The organism is Trebonia sp., assembly GCF_030042015.1.
Lineage (GTDB): Bacteria > Actinomycetota > Actinomycetes > Streptosporangiales > Streptosporangiaceae > Trebonia.
The window spans coordinates 12,911-29,993 of sequence record NZ_JASIAL010000440.1; the positions used below are offsets into that span (position 1 = coordinate 12,911).

The 17,083-nt window shown below is 71.6% G+C and carries 14 protein-coding genes; 7 read left to right on the forward strand and 7 right to left on the reverse strand.

Features of this window, described 5'->3' with window-relative positions:
• Nucleotides 1-12 precede the first annotated feature (12 nt).
• On the reverse strand, nt 13-516 hold the full coding sequence (locus Q1N79_RS23840) for a flavin reductase family protein (RefSeq protein ID WP_300612609.1): 504 nt from the start codon (nt 514-516) through the stop codon (nt 13-15).
• A gap of 67 nt (nt 517-583) precedes the next feature.
• Nucleotides 584-2,389 (reverse strand): signal peptide peptidase SppA, encoded by a 1,806-nt coding sequence (gene sppA / locus Q1N79_RS23845; protein ID WP_300612611.1) that lies wholly within the window; start codon nt 2,387-2,389, stop codon nt 584-586.
• Between the two features lie 82 nt (nt 2,390-2,471).
• Here sppA and Q1N79_RS23850 point away from each other — a divergent pair, with 82 nt between their 5' ends.
• The 3 genes from Q1N79_RS23850 to Q1N79_RS23860 all read left to right on the forward strand — a co-directional run bounded on the left by Q1N79_RS23850 (nt 2,472) and on the right by Q1N79_RS23860 (nt 3,828).
• Nucleotides 2,472-2,978, forward strand: a complete 507-nt coding sequence (locus Q1N79_RS23850) for a hypothetical protein (RefSeq protein ID WP_300612613.1) — start codon at nt 2,472-2,474, stop codon at nt 2,976-2,978.
• Between the two features lie 82 nt (nt 2,979-3,060).
• Nucleotides 3,061-3,306: a hypothetical protein gene (locus Q1N79_RS23855; protein WP_300612615.1), complete on the forward strand. Its 246-nt coding sequence runs from the start codon at nt 3,061-3,063 to the stop codon at nt 3,304-3,306.
• Nucleotides 3,307-3,336: 30 nt separating this feature from the next.
• A complete protein-coding gene (locus Q1N79_RS23860; RefSeq protein WP_300612617.1) occupies nt 3,337-3,828 on the forward strand; it encodes a metallophosphoesterase family protein in 492 nt (163 codons plus the stop codon).
• An 11-nt stretch (nt 3,829-3,839) separates the two neighbouring features.
• On the opposite strand, the gene Q1N79_RS23865 is transcribed toward Q1N79_RS23860, so the two are convergent.
• From Q1N79_RS23865 to Q1N79_RS23885, 5 genes are all read right to left on the reverse strand, one after another.
• Nucleotides 3,840-4,355: a nitroreductase family protein gene (locus tag Q1N79_RS23865; RefSeq protein WP_300612619.1), complete on the reverse strand. Its 516-nt coding sequence runs from the start codon at nt 4,353-4,355 to the stop codon at nt 3,840-3,842.
• Between the two features lie 189 nt (nt 4,356-4,544).
• Entirely contained in the window at nt 4,545-6,761 is a 2,217-nt protein-coding gene (glgB, locus tag Q1N79_RS23870) for a 1,4-alpha-glucan branching protein GlgB (RefSeq protein ID WP_300612621.1), read from the reverse strand.
• Between the two features lie 32 nt (nt 6,762-6,793).
• Nucleotides 6,794-8,146: a phosphotransferase gene (locus tag Q1N79_RS23875; protein WP_300612624.1), complete on the reverse strand. Its 1,353-nt coding sequence runs from the start codon at nt 8,144-8,146 to the stop codon at nt 6,794-6,796.
• Nucleotides 8,147-8,177: 31 nt separating this feature from the next.
• The gene (gene treS, locus Q1N79_RS23880; protein WP_300612637.1) at nt 8,178-9,929 is read right to left on the reverse strand and encodes a maltose alpha-D-glucosyltransferase; all 1,752 of its coding nucleotides are present in this window, start codon (nt 9,927-9,929) and stop codon (nt 8,178-8,180) included.
• A gap of 205 nt (nt 9,930-10,134) precedes the next feature.
• The gene (locus Q1N79_RS23885) at nt 10,135-12,159 is read right to left on the reverse strand and encodes an alpha-1,4-glucan--maltose-1-phosphate maltosyltransferase (protein WP_300612626.1); all 2,025 of its coding nucleotides are present in this window, start codon (nt 12,157-12,159) and stop codon (nt 10,135-10,137) included.
• 109 nt (nt 12,160-12,268) lie between these two features.
• Here Q1N79_RS23885 and glgP point away from each other — a divergent pair, with 109 nt between their 5' ends.
• From glgP to Q1N79_RS23905, 4 genes are all read left to right on the forward strand, one after another.
• Nucleotides 12,269-14,848 carry an alpha-glucan family phosphorylase gene (gene glgP, locus Q1N79_RS23890; protein WP_300612628.1) on the forward strand — a complete coding sequence of 860 codons (2,580 nt, stop codon included), beginning with the start codon at nt 12,269-12,271 and terminating at the stop codon, nt 14,846-14,848.
• A gap of 68 nt (nt 14,849-14,916) precedes the next feature.
• A complete protein-coding gene (locus Q1N79_RS23895) occupies nt 14,917-15,696 on the forward strand; it encodes an enoyl-CoA hydratase-related protein (protein WP_300612630.1) in 780 nt (259 codons plus the stop codon).
• Nucleotides 15,697-15,757: 61 nt separating this feature from the next.
• On the forward strand, nt 15,758-16,222 hold the full coding sequence (locus tag Q1N79_RS23900) for a hypothetical protein (RefSeq protein WP_300612632.1): 465 nt from the start codon (nt 15,758-15,760) through the stop codon (nt 16,220-16,222).
• A 12-nt stretch (nt 16,223-16,234) separates the two neighbouring features.
• Nucleotides 16,235-17,083 (forward strand): serine/threonine-protein kinase (locus Q1N79_RS23905; protein ID WP_300612633.1); only part of this gene is annotated, 849 nt, incomplete at its 3' end.

Sequence of the window (17,083 nt, forward strand, 5' to 3'; positions counted from 1 at the left end):
GCCGAGCCCGGGTCACAGGACCGGGTAGCGGCCGCGGAAGCGGATCAGCGGGTCGCCGGCCTCCGCCACGTAGGGCAGGCCGATTACCTCGGCGATCACCAGCAGGTGGTCGCCGGCCGGGACCCGGCGGGCCACCGAGCACTCCAGGGCGGCCAGTCCCCCGGACGGGATCAGCGCACCGGACGACGTGCCGCGCACGTGCGGGACGTCGTCGAGCAGCAGTCGGGCGCTTGGCCGGCCCGCGGCCGCGAACCGCCCGGCCAGCGCCTTCTGCGCGGCGGACAGCAGCGTGACCGCGAACCGCGAAGCGGGCAGCGACGGCCTGCTGAGCACCTCCGCCGGGTACGAGCCGGCCAGCAGCGACACGAGCACCAGGGGCGGGTCAAGCGACACCGGGCAGAACGCGCTGACAGTGGTCCCCACGTCGTCGCGCCCGTCGGCGATCGTGACCAGCGTGACGCCCGCCGCCCACGCCGACAGCGCGCTGGCAAGCTGCCCGGTCGCCGTGCCGCTCACCCGCGCCCTGGGTCCCGTCCAGGCCGTCGGCCAGCCGTCGGCATGGCAGGCGCCACGGTCCGTTCGGTCAACTGATGTGCCAGCTGCCGGGCAGCGTCAGCGGTCCGTACGGCGGCAGGCCGGCGCGGGCCGCGAACTCCCACGCCGGACCCCAGCCCTCGGCGAACAGCGCCGCGAGCGCGCTGACCCCGACCGCGCCAAGCCCGTCGGCGCGCAGCCGGGGGAGCGCGGCGGGGCGGACCTCGCTGGATTCGGCGGGGCGCAGCTGGTCAAGCGGGCTGTGCCGCGGGTACACCCGCACCGGCGCCCCGGCCGGCAGCCCGCCGCGCGTGCGCGCGATGGCTATCGCGTCGTGCAGCCCGCCCGTCTCGTCCGCTAGCCCGCTGGCCACCGCGTCGGCGCCGGTCCACACCCGGCCCCTGGCGAGCTCGTGCACGCGGTCGATGGACAAGCGCCGGCCGTCGGCCACCTTCTGCGTGAAGTCCGCGTATATCGCGTCGAGCCAGGTGTTGATCCGCTCCCACTCCGCCTCGGAGAAGGGCCGCGAGGACGAGAACATCGTGGCGTTCTCGCCTGCTGCCACGGTGTCCGTGTTCACCCCGGCCCGCCCGAACATCTCCCGCAGCACCGGCTTGCCGAGAATCACCCCGATCGAGCCGGTGATCGTGCCGGGCTGTGCGACGATCACGTCGGCCGGGGCCGAGATGAAATATCCGCCGGACGCGGCCACGTCGCCCATCGACACGACGACGGGCGTGCCGCCCGCGCGGACCCGGACGACCTCGCGCCAGATCACGTCCGACGCCGTGTAGGACCCCCCGGGACTGTTCACCCGCAGCACGACCGCGCGCGCCCGCTCGTCGCCGCCGGCGGCGCGCAGCGCGGCGGCGACCGTGTCCGAGCCCATGCTGCCCCCGCCCGCCGGCCCCCGGCCGCTGCGCCCGTGCCGGATCCCGCCGTGCGCGTAGATCACCGCCACGAACCGCTCGTGCGGCGCCCTCGGCAGGCGGCGCGACAGGTCGGCAAGCACGTGCGAGCGCTGGTACCGCTGCAGGTACAGCAGGGTCGCGTCCAGGCCGGCCTCCTTGTGCAGCCGGTCGTACACCTCGTCCCGGTAGGCCAGCCCGTCGACCAGCCCCTCCGCGAGCGCCTGCTGGGCGAGGAACGGGCCGCGGTCGAGAAGGCCGCGCGCCTCCTCGGGGGTCTTGCCCCTGCCTTCGGCGATCGCCGCGGTGAGCTGCTCGGCGACCGACTCGGTCAGCCGCTGCGCCGCCTCGCGAGCCGGACCGGTGAACCCGGTCTCGGTCAGCTGGTCGGCGGCCGACTTGTACTCGTGCCGCTTGGCGCTCTGGAAGTCGATGCCGAGCTTGGCAAGCGCGTCGTGCAGGAAGACCTGCTCGACCGCCACCCCGGTGAGGCCGAGCGTGCCAGAGGGCTGCAGGTAGATCCGGTCGAAGCCGGTGGCCAGGTAGTACGGCAGGTTCCCGCGGACGAACTCGCCGAAGCTCTCGGCCCAGGCGACCGTGAGCTTGCCCGACATCCTGAAGTCCCGCACCGCGCCGCGCAGCTCCTGGATCGTCGCGAGCCCGATCCTGCCGCCGCCCACCTTGACCACGAGCGCGCGCACCCGGTCGTCCTGGCTGGCCCGCCGCAGGCCTTCGAGCAGGTCGGGCAGGCGCGTCCGGCGCAGCGTCAGCAATGCCGACACCGGATCCTGCGGCGGCTCTTCCGCGATGCCGTCGGTCAGGTCGAGCTCAAGGATGAACGGGCCGGTCCTGCGCTGCCGCAGCCTGGTGACCTGCCCGGTGAGCTGGCTTGCCAGCGTCCCTCCTGACGGCCCCGCCGTTACCGCGGCGAGCTTCGCGTCTGCCATGCGGTCAGCTTACGCGTGGTGGAGGATCGTCATTTATATGGTCCGAACGCAAGCCGGCTGGTTTGCGCCGACGGGAAAGCGGGTGACTGCGATCGGCCAGGACCGTGCTCGTCTTCCGCTCGCCGTCACCGTCGTGGTCGACGTGGCCAACGTGATGGGTGCGCGGGCCGACGGCTGGTGGCGGGACCGGGCCGGCGCCGCACTGCGGCTGTGGCAGCAGGTCGGGGCGCTGGCCGCCCGGGGGGTTCCGGCGGACCGGATGCCCGCCGGCCTGCCCGCCCCCGACGCGTGGGTGCTCGTCCTGGAGGGGCGCGCGCGGGGCGCCGCCGCCGGGGGCGGCCTGGCCGGCGACGTGGGCGACGCCGGGGGCGCCGGGGGCGCCGGGGGCGCCGGGGGCCGCGACGTGGCCGGGGTCGGTGTGGTGACGGCTCCCGGTTCCGGCGACGACGCGATCGTCTCGCAGGCCGCGCAGGTCATCGCGCTCGGCGGGTCGTGCCTGGTGGTGACGGCGGACCGGGAGCTGCGGCGGCGCTGCGCGGACGCGGGCGCCGCCGTAACAGGCCCCGGATGGCTCCTCGGGCTGTTGTGAGCGGGTAGCCTGGGTGTTACCCCCAAGGCCTGAAGCGCACGACGTGTTTGTCCTGTCCGCCACCGACCGGAGGCTGATGCGCATGGACGTGATCTTCGTTGTGGCGATTGCCCTTGTCGCCGGGGTGCTCTTCCTCCTGGACCGCATGCTCAGGGCGATACACGAGGGCCGCAGGCGCCGCGTCGCGGGCAGCAGGCTGGCCGCCGCGGCCGCGCGGGCCGAGGTGGAGGCCGCGCAGCGCAAGGCGGCGGCCGACAAGAGCGCCGCGCTGACCGCGGTGCTGCCGGCGATAGGCCAGGAAGACCGGGGTCCGCGCCGCGTCGCGTGACCGTGACCGTGACCAGGAGGGGAGCCCGGCATGCGCGTAGTGGTCCTGTCGGACACGCACGCGCCGCGGCGCTGGAAGTCCTGCCCGCCTGCCGTCGCGTCCCTGCTGCGCGGCGCGGACCTGATCCTGCACGCAGGCGACGTCTGCACGGCGGCCGTGCTCGATGAGCTCGCCGGGTACGCCCCGGTGACCGCGGTCGCCGGCAACAACGACGGCCCGGACGTCGCCGCCTGGGGCGCGGCGGAGACCGCCGCGCTGACGGTCGAGGGCCTGCGTGTCGCGATGATCCACGACAGCGGCCCCCCGCCCGGGCGGCTGCCCCGCATGCGCGCCCGGTTCCCGGCCGCTGACCTGGTGGTGTTCGGGCACTCGCACGTCCCGCTCGACGCCGCGGGCGACGGCTTGCGGATCTTCAACCCGGGCTCGCCCACCGACCGGCGCCGGCAGCCGCACGGCACGTTTGGCGTGCTCCGCGTCGAGGGCGCCGCGCTCGTCGAAGCGCGCATCGTCGAGGTCACCTGACGAGCCGCGGGTCACCACCGGTCGCGGTGGACGACCTCGCCGAAGGGGCGGCGGTCGGGGTGGCGGATCAGCGTGAGCGGCCGGTCCGCCGGGTAGCCGAGCGAGATCAGGTAGGCGCAGAACCTGTCCTCGGGGAAGCCGAGCAGGCCGCGCGCCATGTCCTGGTCGGCGACGCCCGCGTGGCCGCTGCCGATGCCGAGGCTGGCCGCGGCGAGCATGATGCTCATCGTGGCCTGGCCGAGGTCGTACTGGACTCGGTCGCGCTGCCGGTCGTCCGCCGGCGCGGCCGCGATCAGCGCGATCGCGGCTGCCGCGTGCGCCACGTGGCCCGCGCCCCGCCATACGTGCGCGAGCTGCAGCAGCTGCTCGCGCTCGCGGACCAGGATGAAGTCCCACGGCTGCCAGTTCTGCGACGACGGCGCCCGGCGGCCGGACTCGAGGATCTCGTCAAGGTGATCGTCGGCGATCGGCCGGTCCTCGAACGAGCGCACGTTGCGCCGCGACCTGATCGCCTCCCACGTCTGCACAGCGCCAGCGTAGCCGACACGTTTCGACGATGTCCGCCCCGCCAGCGATCTCGAACACTGAGACGGTTTCGCCCACATAGGATACGAAACGCACATCGTGCCGTCCGTTTTGCGGCTTATGTCCGTGCGTCTTGTATCCCCTGTCGGCCGGAGGCGCCCCAGACACGCCGGGCATGGGCGGGTTGCCCGTCACTCCGGGGTGAGCCAGAGGACTCCAAGCGGGGGCAGGACGATCGTCGCCGAGGCCGGGCGGCCGTGCCAGGGCTTGGGTATCGCGTTGACGACGCCCAGGTTGCCGACGCCGCTGCCGCCGTACAGGGTGCTGTCGGTGTTCAGCACCTCGCGCCAGCGCCCCGCCAGCGGCAGGCCGAGCTGGTACTCCGAGTGCGGCATCGCGGAGAAGTTGGCCACGCAGGCCAGCACGGGGACCGCGTGCTCAGGCGAGCCGAAGCGCAGGAAGGAGATCACGTTGCCGGGCGCGTCGTTGGCGTCGATCCAGGAGAACCCCTCAGGCACGGAGTCCTGCGACCACAGCGCGGGGGACCGGCGGTAAAACATGTTGATGTCGCGCACCAGGCGCTGCACCCCGGCGTGGAAGCCGTACTGCAGCACCCACCACTCGAGCCCGTGTGTCTCCGACCATTCGCTGACCTGGCCCCATTCCCCGCCCATGAAAAGCAGCTGCTTTCCAGGATGCGCCCACATGTAGGCGTAAAGGGCGCGCAGGTTGGCGAACCGGCGCCATTCGTCGCCGGGCATCTTCCCGAGTAGCGAGCCCTTGCCGTGCACCACCTCATCGTGCGAAAGCGGCAGTATGAAGTTCTCGGAGTACGCATAGATAAGGGAGAACGTCAGCTCGTTGTGGTGGTATTGCCTGTGCACAGGGTCGTGCCGCATGTAATCGAGCGTGTCGTGCATCCAGCCCATGTTCCATTTGAAGCCAAACCCGAGCCCGCCCAGGTACACCGGGCGGGAGACCCCTGGCCAGGCGGTGGATTCCTCCGCGATCATCATGATCCCTGGCATCCGCTTATAGCAGGTCGCGTTGACTTCCCGCAGGAACGATATCGCGTCCAGGTTTTCCCTGCCGCCGTACGCGTTGGGCGTCCACTCGCCGTCGCGCCGCGAGTAGTCGAGGTACAGCATCGACGCCACCGCGTCCACCCGAAGCCCGTCGATATGAAATTCCTCCAGCCAGTAAATGGCGTTGGCGACCAGGAAATTGCGGACCTCGGAGCGCCCGTAGTTGAACACGAGCGTGCCCCAGTCCGGGTGCTCACCGAGCCGGGGGTCGGCGTGCTCGTAGAGCGCGGTGCCGTCGAATTCGGCGAGCGCCCACGTGTCGCGCGGGAAATGGGCGGGAACCCAGTCGACGATCACCCCGATGCCCGCCTGGTGCAGCGTGTCGACGAGGAACCGGAAGTCATCGGGGGTGCCGTACCGCGAGGTTGGCGCGTAGTACGAGGTCACCTGGTACCCCCACGATCCGCCGAACGGGTGCTCGGCGACCGGGAGGAACTCCACGTGCGTGAACCCGAGGCTGGTCACGTAGGCGGCGAGCTCGACGGCGAGCTCACGGTAGGACAGCCCGGGGCGCCACGACCCGATGTGCACCTCGTACACGCTCAGCGGGCTGCTCACCGGCTGGCGCGCGGGCCGCGCCGTCATCCAGTCCGCGTCGCCCCACGCATAGGACGACTCGTACACGACAGAGGCGGTCGCCGGCGGGGTCTCGGCCAGCCGCGCCATCGGGTCGGCCTTCTCCCGCCACAGGCCGTCGGGGCCGCAGACCGAGTACTTGTAGCGCGCTCCCGGCCGCACGCCGGGCACGAAGAGCTCCCACACCCCGGCGCCGCCGAGTGAGCGCATCGGGTAGGCGGTGCCGTCCCAGAAGTTGAAGTCGCCGACCAGGCGCACGCCCTGGGCGTTCGGCGCCCAGACCGAGAACGCCGTGCCGGTCCCCCGCACGTGCGCGCCGAGCACCTGCCACAGCTGCTCGTGCCTGCCCTCGCCGATCAGGTGCAGGTCCAGCTCGCCGACCGTCGGCAGGTGCCGGTACGGGTCGTCCTGCAAGGTCGCGCAGGCCCCCCCGACGGCAGCATCCGCCTCCGACGAGGGTTCCGCATAGCCGACCTCAAGCAGGTAATCCGGAACGGACAGGTGCGCCTGTGGCAGCGTCACCTCGAAGACGCCCTCGTGCCGGTGCGCCATCGGGTGGCGGCTGCCGTCGGGCAGGACCGCGGTGACCGAGGTGGCCAGCGGGCGCAGCGCGCGGATTGTCACGCCCGCCGGGCCCGGATGCGCGCCGAGTACCGCGTGCGGGTCATGGTGGTGACCGGCGACGAGTCGGTCGATCTCGCCGCGGGGCAGCTGTCCCTGCGGAGCGGGCAAATCGTTGGATGTCATCGTGTTCTTGCGTCCTGCGGTCGGCGGGGCGGCTACAGCTCCGCGAGGGATTCCAGCGGTATCGACAGCCAGGACGGACGGTGCCTGGCTTCATAGAGCACTTCGTAGACCGCCTTGTCCAGCTGCAGCGCGCGCAGCAGCACCTGGTTGGCGGCCGGGTCGAGGCCGCCCGCCGCGGCGTAGCCCGCGCAGAACGCGCCGCCGTTGCGGCGCACCCAGTCGCGTGCCACCGCGCTCAGCGCGGCCTGGTCGGGGTTGCCGATGAGCTGGTGGCGGGCCGCGTAATCGAACGAGCGGAGCATCCCGGCAACGTCGCGCAGCGGCGAGGACCTGCCGCGGCGCTGCGCGAGCGGGGTGGCGGGCTCCCCTTCGAAGTCGAGCAGCACCCAGCCGGTCTCTGTGCGCAGCACCTGGCCGAGATGGTAGTCGCCGTGCACGCGCTGCACGGGGAACGGGCCCTTGAGCTTGGCCAGCCTGGAGTAGGCCTCGCCGATCATTTCGGCGTGCCTGCCGAGCTCAGGCACCGCGGCCCTGGCCAGGTCCAGGTTCCTGAACATCCGCTCGGTCAGCTCGCCGGCCGCGTCGGGGCCGAGTTCGTCGGCGCCGAAGGCCGCGGCCAGGTCGGCGTGCACCTGGGCCGTGGCCATGCCCAGCCGGCGTGCCTCGCCGGCGAAGTCGCCGCCGGCGTCGGCCGCGCACGTGCGGTCGGCCGCGCTGCCCTCGATCGCGTACAGGTCCCGCACGCTGGTCGCGGCCAGCGACCAGCCGTCGGACGCCAGCCGCAGGTACCTCGACAGGATCGCCAGGCTGGTGGCGGCGCCGTCCAGCCTGGTCTCGATCCAGCCGAGCGGCTCGGCCACATGCGGCGACCCGAGCCGGGCGAGCGCGGTGGTCACCTCCAGGTCGGGATTCGGCCCGGGGGCGATCCTGCGGAACACCTTGAGGATCGACTCATCGCCGTACACCAGGCTGGTGTTGCTCTGCTCGCTGCCGAGCACGAGGCTGTCCAGCCCGGTCCCGAAGCTGGCGCCAGGCAGCCTGCGCATGTGCACGGAACCGGCGCTGCGTTCGGCCGCGATGCCGGCCAGCAGCGGCTTTGTGAGGTCCGCGTCGTGCAGCGCGTCATACGCCTGCCGGCCGTCGCCCGCCGGGCCGATCCTGGCGTGCCGCAGCCGGGCAGGCAGCCGGCGGCGCAGCCCCGCCAGCACCTGGTAGTAGTCGGCGGTCGTCCCGTGCGAGACCGTGACGACCAGGTGCCGCAGCTCCGGATCGCCGTCCATGAGCTGGGTGTCGGCGACGATCGCGAGATCGTGCAGACCGCGCCCCTTGCCGGCGAACCAGCGCTGCCGTACCAGCCACGCTGCTAGCGCATCCTCGAAAGCCATCGCCTCGCTCATCCCGTAGGCAGCCGCGGGGTCACCGGTCGTGTTCCTCCCGCACTGGCGGGAGCTGAAACCAGTAGAAGCCGTGTCCCGGCAGCGTCAGCAGGTACGGCAGCTCCCCGATCGGCGGGAACGTCACCCCGCCCATGCACTCCACCGGCGTCACGCCGATGAACCTGCGCAGGTCAAGTTCGACTGGCTGCGGGAACCTCGACAAATTGTTAACACAGAGTATCTGATCGGTTGCGTCGTGCTCTCGCGGGGTGCCGTGTCCGCCGTGCGGCCGGCGCCCGGCGGGCGTGCCTGCCTCGTCGTGCTCCCTGACGAAGGCCAGCACGCTCGGGTTGCTCGAGGTGAGTTCCTCGTACGCGCCCATGCCGAAGACGGGGTGCCGCTTCCTGATCTCGATCATCCGCCTGGTCCAGTGCAGCAGCGACTGCGGGCTGCGCTGCTGCGCCTCGACGTTGAGCGACTGGTAGCCGTAGATCGGGTCCATGACCGGCGGCAGGTACAGCCGCTGCGGGTCAGAGCTCGAGAAGCCGCCGTTGCGGTCCGGCGTCCACTGCATCGGCGTGCGCACGCCGTCCCTGTCGCCCAGCCAGATGTTGTCGCCCATGCCGATCTCGTCGCCGTAGTACATGACCGGCGAGCCGGGCAGCGACAGCAGCAGCGCGGTGAACAGCTCGAGCTGGTTGCGGTCGTTGTCGAGCAGCGCGGCCAGGCGCCTCCTGATGCCGATGTTCGCCTTCATCCGCGGGTCCTTGGCGTACTCGGCGTACATGTAGTCGCGCTCGTCGTCGGTGACCATCTCCAGCGTCAGCTCGTCGTGATTGCGCAGGAAAATGCCCCACTGGCAGCCGGCCGGGATCTTCGGCGTCTGGGCCAGGATCTCCGAGATCGGGTAGCGCTGCTCCCGCCGCACCGCCATGAAGATGCGCGGCATCAGCGGGAAGTGGAACGCCATGTGGCACTCGTTGCCGCCGGTCTCGGGATCGCCGAAGTACTCGACCACGTCCGCGGGCCACTGGTTGGCCTCGGCGAGCAGCACGCGGTCCGGGTACAGCTTGTCCACCTCGGCGCGGATGCGCTTGAGGTACTCGTGCGTCTCCTTGAGGTTCTCGCAGTTGGTGCCCTCCCGCTCGTACAGGTAGGGCACCGCGTCCAGCCGGAAGCCGTCGATGCCGAGGTCGAGCCAGAATCGCAGCACCTCGATCATCGCGTCCTGGACCACGGGGTTCTCGAAGTTCAGGTCCGGCTGGTGGGAGAAGAAGCGGTGCCAGAAGTACTGTCCGCGGACCGGGTCGAACGTCCAGTTGGAGCTTTCCGTGTCGACGAAGATGACCCGGGCGTCGGGGTACTTGTCCGGGTCGTCGGACCACACGTAAAAGTCGCCGTACGGGCCGTCCGGGTCGCCGCGGCTCGCCTGGAACCAGGGGTGCTGGTCGCTGGTGTGGTTCATGACCAGGTCGGCGATGACCCGGATGCCGCGCTTGTGCGCCTCCTCGATGAGCTCGACGAAGTCGGCGATGTTCCCGTACTCGGGCAGGATCCGCATGTAGTCCGCGATGTCGTAGCCGCCGTCGCGCAGCGGGGACTCATAGATGGGCAGCAGCCAGATGCAGTCGATCCCCAGCCACTGCAGGTAGTCCAGGCGGGAGGTCAGGCCGCGGATATCGCCTGTGCCGTCGCCATCGGCGTCCTGGAAGCCGCGGATGAGCACCTCGTAGAAGACCGCGCGCTGGTACCACTGCGGATCCCGCGGCTGGTCGAGGGCGAAGTCCGGCACCGGCTCGCCTGGAGGCGCCGCGAACGGCGGCACGATGAACGGTGACTGATGCGCGCTGGACGGCGGGATGGCGAACTGGGTCTCGGCGTCGGCCCCGTGCTGCGGTGCCGAGGCTGGACGAGCGTCCCGGCCGGGTGCCGGCTCGTGCTCTGTCACTGCTTGCGTCTCCTGGATGTGCTCGACCGACGCATGCCAGGCTAATTCGTTATGCCAGGTCGCGCGTAATGGTAAAGATGTGTGCGGGCTGCACTGCCGGGTCGAGGCGCACGTAGTTGGCCTGCCCCCATCGGTAGGACTCGCCGCTGAGCTCGTCGGTGACGGTGAACCCCTCGTGCCAATCGATGCCCAGCGCGGGCAGGTCCACCCAGACGGTGGCCTCCCTGGCCTGATACGGGTCAAGATTCACCACCACCAGGACGGTGTCGGAAGCCGCGCCGGACTGTTCCCGCACCCCGCCGGCCACCCGTTTCGAGAAGCAGATCAGTTCCGGCTGATCCACGAGATGGAAGCGTAGATTACGCAGCCAGTGCAGCGCCAGGTGGCTATTCCTGATTCTGTTGAGGTCTGTGATCAAGGGAGCGATCCCGAGGCCGTCCCGTGCCGCGGCGTCCCAGTCGCGCACCCGGTACTGGTACTTCTCCGAGTCCAGGTACTCCTCGCTGCCCGGGCGCAGCGGGCTGTTCTCGCAGAGCTCGTAGCCCGAGTAGATGCCCCAGGCCGGGCTGAGCATGGCCGCGAGCACGGCGCGGATCTTGAACGCGGGCGGCCCGCCGTGCTGCAGGTACTCGGTCAGGATGTCGGGCGTGTTGGCGAAGAAGTTCGGGCGCATGTAGGCGGCGGCGGGCCCGGACAGCTCGAGCATGTACTCGGTCAGTTCGTCCTTGCGGTTGCGCCAGGTGAAATAGGTGTACGACTGGTGGAACCCGATCATCGCCAGCGTGCGCATCATCGCGGGGCGGGTGAACGCCTCGGCCAGGAACAGCACGTCGGGATCGGTCTCCCTGATGTCCGCGAGCAGCCGCTCCCAGAACCGCAGCGGCTTGGTGTGCGGGTTGTCCACCCGGAAGATCCGCACCCCGTGGTCCATCCACAGGCGGACGATGCGAAGCACTTCCGCGTACAGGCCCTCCGGGTCGTTGTCGAAGTTGATCGGGTAGGTGTCCTGGTACCTCTTCGGCGGGTTCTCTGCGTAGGCGACCGATCCGTCGGCCCGCGTGGTGAACCACTCCGGGTGCTCCTTCACCCAGGGGTGGTCGGGCGACGCCTGCAGGGCGAGGTCGAGCGCCACCTCCAGGTTCAGCTCCCTGGCCCGCCTGACGAACGCGGCCAGGTCGGAATACGTGCCGAGGTCGGGGTGGATCGCGTCGTGCCCGCCCTCGCCCGAGCCGATGGCCCACGGCGAGCCCGGGTCGCCTGCCCTGGCCTCGAGCGTGTTGTTCCTGCCCTTGCGGTAGCTTGTCCCGATCGGGTGGATCGGCGGCAGGTAGACGATGTCGAACCCCATGGCGGCGATCGCCTCGAGGCGGCGCGCGGCCGTGCGCAGCGTCCCTGACACCGGCTCCCGCCGCCCCATCGGGTCGAACTGCACGCCTTCAGAACGCGGGAAGAACTCATACCAGGCCCCGTAGAGCGCGCGCAGCCTGTCGACGAGCACCGGCAGCCGCGCGGACCTGGTGATGAGGTCGCGCAGCGGGAAGCTGGACAGGGCGCTCCTGATCTCGGGCGAGGCGGCGGCCGTGAACCGGTCCCAGGGGGGCAGGCTGTCGTCCCTGAGCTTCCTGGCGAGCCCGCTGAGCAGGGCGCGGGCCGCCGCCTGGCGGACGCCGCCCGGCGGCTGCCTGATGGCCCGCGCCGCCCGGTCGAAGAGCAGCGCACCCTCGGCCAGCATCAGCTCGACGTCCTGGCCGCGCGGGATCTTGATGGCCGCGTCGTGGTGCCAGTGCGCGATCGGATCGCTCCACGCCTCCACGTGGAACTGCCAGCCGCCCTCGGACGTGACGGTCACCTCGGCGCCGTACCTGTCCGTCCCTGGCGCGAGCTCGTGCATCAGGACCAGCGGGCCGGGCGTGCCGACCGGGTCCCGCAGCACCACGCCGGCGCCGAGCGCGCCGTGGCCCTCGCGGATGACGGTGGCGCTGACCTGGAAAGTTTCGCCCACGACCGCCTTGGCCGGGCGGTGGCCGCAGTCCACCACCGGCTCGATGTCGAGGATTGGGATGCGTCCGATCACGCGGTCACCGTACCCACTTGCAATTCACAAACGCGCGCGGCCCCTGGATAACTGCCCGCGCCGAGGACGGTTCGGCGGCTGGTGCCCGCGTTGCCTATGATGGCTGCCCGTGAGAGCGATCCGACGTTTTACGGTCCGCGTGACGCTTCCGCGGCCGCTGGCCCCGCTGCATGACCTGATGCTGAATCTCCGCTGGTCCTGGCATCCGGGCGCGGTTGAGCTGTTCCAGTCGATCGACCCCGCCGGGTGGGCCGCTTCAGGGGGCGACCCCTTCGCGATGCTCAGCTCGATGCGGCCGGGGCAGCTCGCCGAGCTGGCGGAGGACGCGGACTTCCTGCGCAGGCTGGACGAGGTCCTCGCGGACCTGCGCGCGTACGTCTCGCGGCCGCGCTGGTACCAGTCGGGCGCGGCCGGCGCGCCGCGGAGCCTGCCGAAGGCGATCGCCTACTTCTCGCCGGAGTACGGCATCACCGCGGTGCTGCCGCAGTACTCCGGCGGCCTTGGCATCCTGGCGGGCGACCACCTCAAGTCGGCGAGCGACCTCGGGGTTCCCGTGATCGGCGTGGGGCTGCTGTACCGGCACGGGTACTTCACCCAGTCGCTGTCTGCAGACGGCTGGCAGGCGGAGCGCTACCCGGCGGACGACCCGAACGGCCTGCCGCTCACCCAGGTGCGGACCGCGGGCGGCGAGCCGCTGCGCGTGTCGGTGACGCTGGCCGGCGGCAAGCTGCTGACCGCGCAGGTCTGGCTGGCCCAGGTCGGGCGGGTGCCGCTGCTGCTGCTGGACTCCTACGTCGAGGAGAACGAGCTCGCGCTGCACGATGTCACCGACCGGCTGTACGGCGGCGGCAGCGAGCACCGGCTCCGCCAGGAGCTGCTGCTCGGCGTCGGCGGCGTCCGCGCGGTGCGCGCGTTCTGCGCGATCACCGGGCACCCCGAACCCGAGGTGTTCCACACCAACGAGGGCCACGCGGGCTTCCTCGGCCTGGAGCGGATCCGCGAGTACGTGGCCGCCGGGCTTGACTTCGACGAGGCGATCGAGCTGTGCCGGGCGGGCACCGTGTTCACCACCCACACGCCGGTGCCCGCCGGCATCGACCGGTTCCCGCGCGACCTGGTGGAGCGGTACTTCAGCGCCGCGGCCGCGGCCGGCGGGCCGCCGGCCGACCGGGTCCTGCCGCTCGGCGCGGAGACCTACCCCGGCGGGGACCCGCACGTGTTCAACATGGCCGTGATGGGCATGCGGCTCGCGCAGCGGGTGAACGGCGTGTCCCTGCTGCACGGCCAGGTGAGCCGGGAGATGTTCGCCGGCCTGTGGCCGGGCTTCGACACCTCGGAAGTGCCGATCGGCTCGATCACCAACGGCGTGCACGCGCCCACCTGGGTGGCCAGGGAGATCTCCGAGCTCGGCGACTCGGCCACGGCGGCGTCGGCGGACGCGGCGCGGCTGTGGGAGATCAGGCGGCAGCTGCGGGCGCGGCTGGTCGCGGAGACCAGGCGGCGGCTGCGCGAATCGTGGCGGCAGCGGGGCGCGTCCGTGGCCGAGCTCAGCTGGATCGACAACGTGCTCGGCGAGAACGTGCTGACGATCGGGTTCGCCCGCCGGGTCCCCTCGTACAAGCGGCTGACGCTGATGCTCAACGACCCGCAGCGGCTCACCGGGCTGCTGCTCGACCCCGGCCGGCCGGTCCAGATCGTGATCGCGGGGAAGGCGCATCCGGCCGACGAGAGCGGCAAGCGGCTGATCCAGCAGATGGTCAGGTTCGCCGACTCAGAAGCCGTGCGCCGCCGGATCGTCTTCCTGCCCGACTACGACATGGCGCTGGCGCACCACCTGGTCCAGGGCTGTGACGTGTGGCTGAACAACCCGCTGCGGCCGCTCGAGGCGTGCGGCACCTCCGGCATGAAGGTCGCGCTGAACGGCGGGCTGAACGTGTCGGTGCGGGACGGCTGGTGGGACGAGTGGTACGACGGCGCGAACGGCTGGGAGATCCCGACCGCGGACGGCGTGTCCGATCCGGCGCGGCGGGACGAGCTCGAGGCGGCGGCGCTGTACGAGCTGCTCGAGAAGTCGGTGGCGCCGCTGTTCTACGACGCCGGCCCGGATGGCGTTCCCGGCGGCTGGGTGGAGATGATCAGGCACGAGCTGCGCAGCCTGGGCCCGCTCGTGCAGGCGGACCGGATGGTCGGCGACTACGTGACCCACCTGTACGCTCCGGCCGCCGAGTCGTCGCGGGCGCTGGCGGCGGACGGCTTCGCGGCGGCGCGCGAGCTTGCCGCCTGGCGGGAGCGGGTCAGGAAGGCGTGGCCCGCGGTGCGGATCGAGCACGTGGAGGCGGAAGGCGCCGAGCCGAGCCTCGGCGCGGTGCTGAACGTGCACGTGACCGCCGCGCTTGGCACGCTGACCGCGGCCGACGTCTGCGTGGAGGTGGCCTACGGCCGGCCGGGCGAAGACGACGAGATCGTCGATCCGTCCTACCTGACGCTGGCACCGGACACCCTGCCCGCCGATGGCGCGCCAGGTCCGCAGACGCGGTTCTCCGGCGCGGTCGAGCTTGGCCGGCCCGGACCGTTCGGCTACACCGCGCGGGTCCTGCCCAGGCACCCGCTGCTCGCCAGCCGCGCCGAGCTCGGCCTGGTCACCTACCCGGACGCCCCGGCCGGCATGACCAACGGCGACCTGCGCTGACCGGCGGAACCAGGCCCAGGGCGCTGTAGCGTAGGGGTGGCGCGGGTCTGCATGCGGAGGTGAGGGGCGTGGGCGAGTTCGTGCGCGTCGAGGTGGCGGCCGGGATCGCGACGATCCGGCTGGACCGGCCGAAGATGAACGCGCTCAACGCGCAGGTTCAGGCCGAGATCGCGGCCGCGGCGGCGCAGGTGAGCGCCGACGCGGCGGTCCGCGCGGTCATCCTGTACGGCGGCGAGCGGGTCTTCGCCGCGGGCGCCGACATCAAGGAGATGGCGGGCCTGGGCTACCCGCAGATGGCTGAGCGCTCGGCCAGGCTGCAGGCCGCGTTCACCGCTGTCGCCGAGATCCCCAAACCAGTGGTGGCGGCTGTTGCCGGGTACGCGCTTGGCGGCGGGCTTGAACTGGCGCTGTGCGCCGACTTCCGGGTGCTCGGCGAGAGCGCCAAGGTCGGTCAGCCGGAGATCCTGCTCGGGATCATCCCCGGCGCGGGCGGCACCCAGCGGCTGCCGCGCCTGGTCGGCCCGGCCCGGGCTAAGGACCTGATCTTCACCGGCAGGCACGTGGCCGCCGCCGAGGCGCTCGCGATCGGCCTGGCCGACAAGGTGGTCCCTGACGACGCCGTCTACGAGGCGGCGGCGGACCTGGTGGCCAGGTACGCAACAGGCCCGGCGCTGGCGCTGCGCGCCGCGAAGCAGGCGGTCGACAGGGGCCTGGAGGTGGACCTCGCCGCCGGGCTCGAGATCGAGCGGCTGCAATTCGCCGCGCTGTTCGCCACCGAGGACCAGAAGACGGGCATGCGAAGCTTCATCGAGAACGGCCCTGGCAAGGCCACCTTCGACCGACGCTGACGCCGGCGGTCCGGTGTAATTTAGCTATGGCAGGATCGTCGTGATCGTGGGGACTGAGCAGATGACTGAGCCGGATGACGCGCTCTCGCTTGAGATGGTCACGGCCGCGCTGCGGATGGACAGCACCGACGCGGCGATCTACACCCGTGTCCTCACCAAGTCGCTGAGCGAGGCGCTGCCCCCCGAGTGCGTGACGGTCGAACGCAAGGCATCGATGTCCGACCGGATGCGCGGCCGTTCCGGCGAGATCACCAAGATCGCGGTCCGGCTTGGCGACCAGGTCATGACCCTCGCCCTCAGGAACGGCCAGCCGGCCGCCGAGATCTGCCGCGAGGTCCGCGGCGTGGTGCTGTCCCGGCAGAGCGTTCCCCTGCAGCAGTGGGCGAGCGCGCTGGCCAGCGCGCTCGTCGTGCAGGCGGAGAACAACGCGCAGGCGGCCGAGGCGCTGCGCCGCCTGGTCACCGGCTCCTTACGGAGCAGTGAGCGTAATCCAGGCTTTACCGAAATTCGCCGGCAGGGAACGTAGTCTGAAGAGACGATGCCTGGACTGGGAACGCTTCGGGGGAAGATCGGACCCTACCGCCTTGTCGAGAAGATCGGCGAGGGCGGGATGGGCGTGGTCTACCTTGCCCGCGACGCGGAGAACCGGCCGGTCGCGGTCAAGGTGCTCGGGCCCGCGGTGAGCGGGGACCCCATCGCGCGCCAGCGCCTGTCGCGTGAGGTGGAGACCATGCGGCGGGTGCGCAGCCCGTACGTCGCGCGGGTCCTCGACGCGGACGTGGGCGGCCCGTCGCCGTACATCGTGACGGAGTACGTGCGCGGGCGGACGCTTGAGGAGATCGTCAGGAAAGACGGCGCGCTGCGCGGCGACCCGCTGGCACGGCTGGGCGCCGGGCTGGCGGCGGCGCTCGCCGCGATCCACGCCGCGGGCGTGGTGCACCGCGACCTCAAGCCGGCGAACGTCATGCTCGCCGGCGGGCATCCCGTGGTGATCGACTTCGGCATCGCGCACGTTCCCGACGCGACCCAGCTCACCCAGACCGGCGTGGTGATCGGGACGCCCGGTTACCTGGCGCCCGAGGTGATCGAGGGCCAGCCGAGCAGCGGGGCGTCCGACGTGCACTCGTGGGGCGCCACGATGGTCTTCGCCGCCACCGGCCGCAATCCGTACGGCACCGGCACGTACCAGACGATCTTCTTCCGGGTGCTGCAGGGGGCGGCCGAACTCGACGGCGTGCCCGCCGCGTTGCTCCCGCTGGTCACGGCGGCGCTCGCGGTCGATCCCCGGACCCGCCCGCCGGCCCAGTGGCTGGCGGAGCGGTGCGCGCGGCTGGGGCCGGACGCCGCGGGCAATCCGGCTGACTCCGGGCCGGCCGGCACCCGGCTG

Bases quoted from the DNA above. Each gene is read 5' to 3' on its own strand.
- sppA (WP_300612611.1), bottom strand. From the start codon at position 2,389: ATGGCAGACGCGAAGCTCGCCGCGGTAACGGCGGGGCCGTCAGGAGGG.
- Q1N79_RS23855 (WP_300612615.1), top strand. From the start codon at position 3,061: ATGGACGTGATCTTCGTTGTGGCGATTGCCCTTGTCGCCGGGGTGCTC.
- Q1N79_RS23860 (WP_300612617.1), top strand. From the start codon at position 3,337: ATGCGCGTAGTGGTCCTGTCGGACACGCACGCGCCGCGGCGCTGGAAG.
- glgB (WP_300612621.1), bottom strand. From the start codon at position 6,761: ATGACATCCAACGATTTGCCCGCTCCGCAGGGACAGCTGCCCCGCGGC.
- Q1N79_RS23875 (WP_300612624.1), bottom strand. From the start codon at position 8,146: ATGGCTTTCGAGGATGCGCTAGCAGCGTGGCTGGTACGGCAGCGCTGG.
- Q1N79_RS23900 (WP_300612632.1), top strand. From the start codon at position 15,758: ATGACTGAGCCGGATGACGCGCTCTCGCTTGAGATGGTCACGGCCGCG.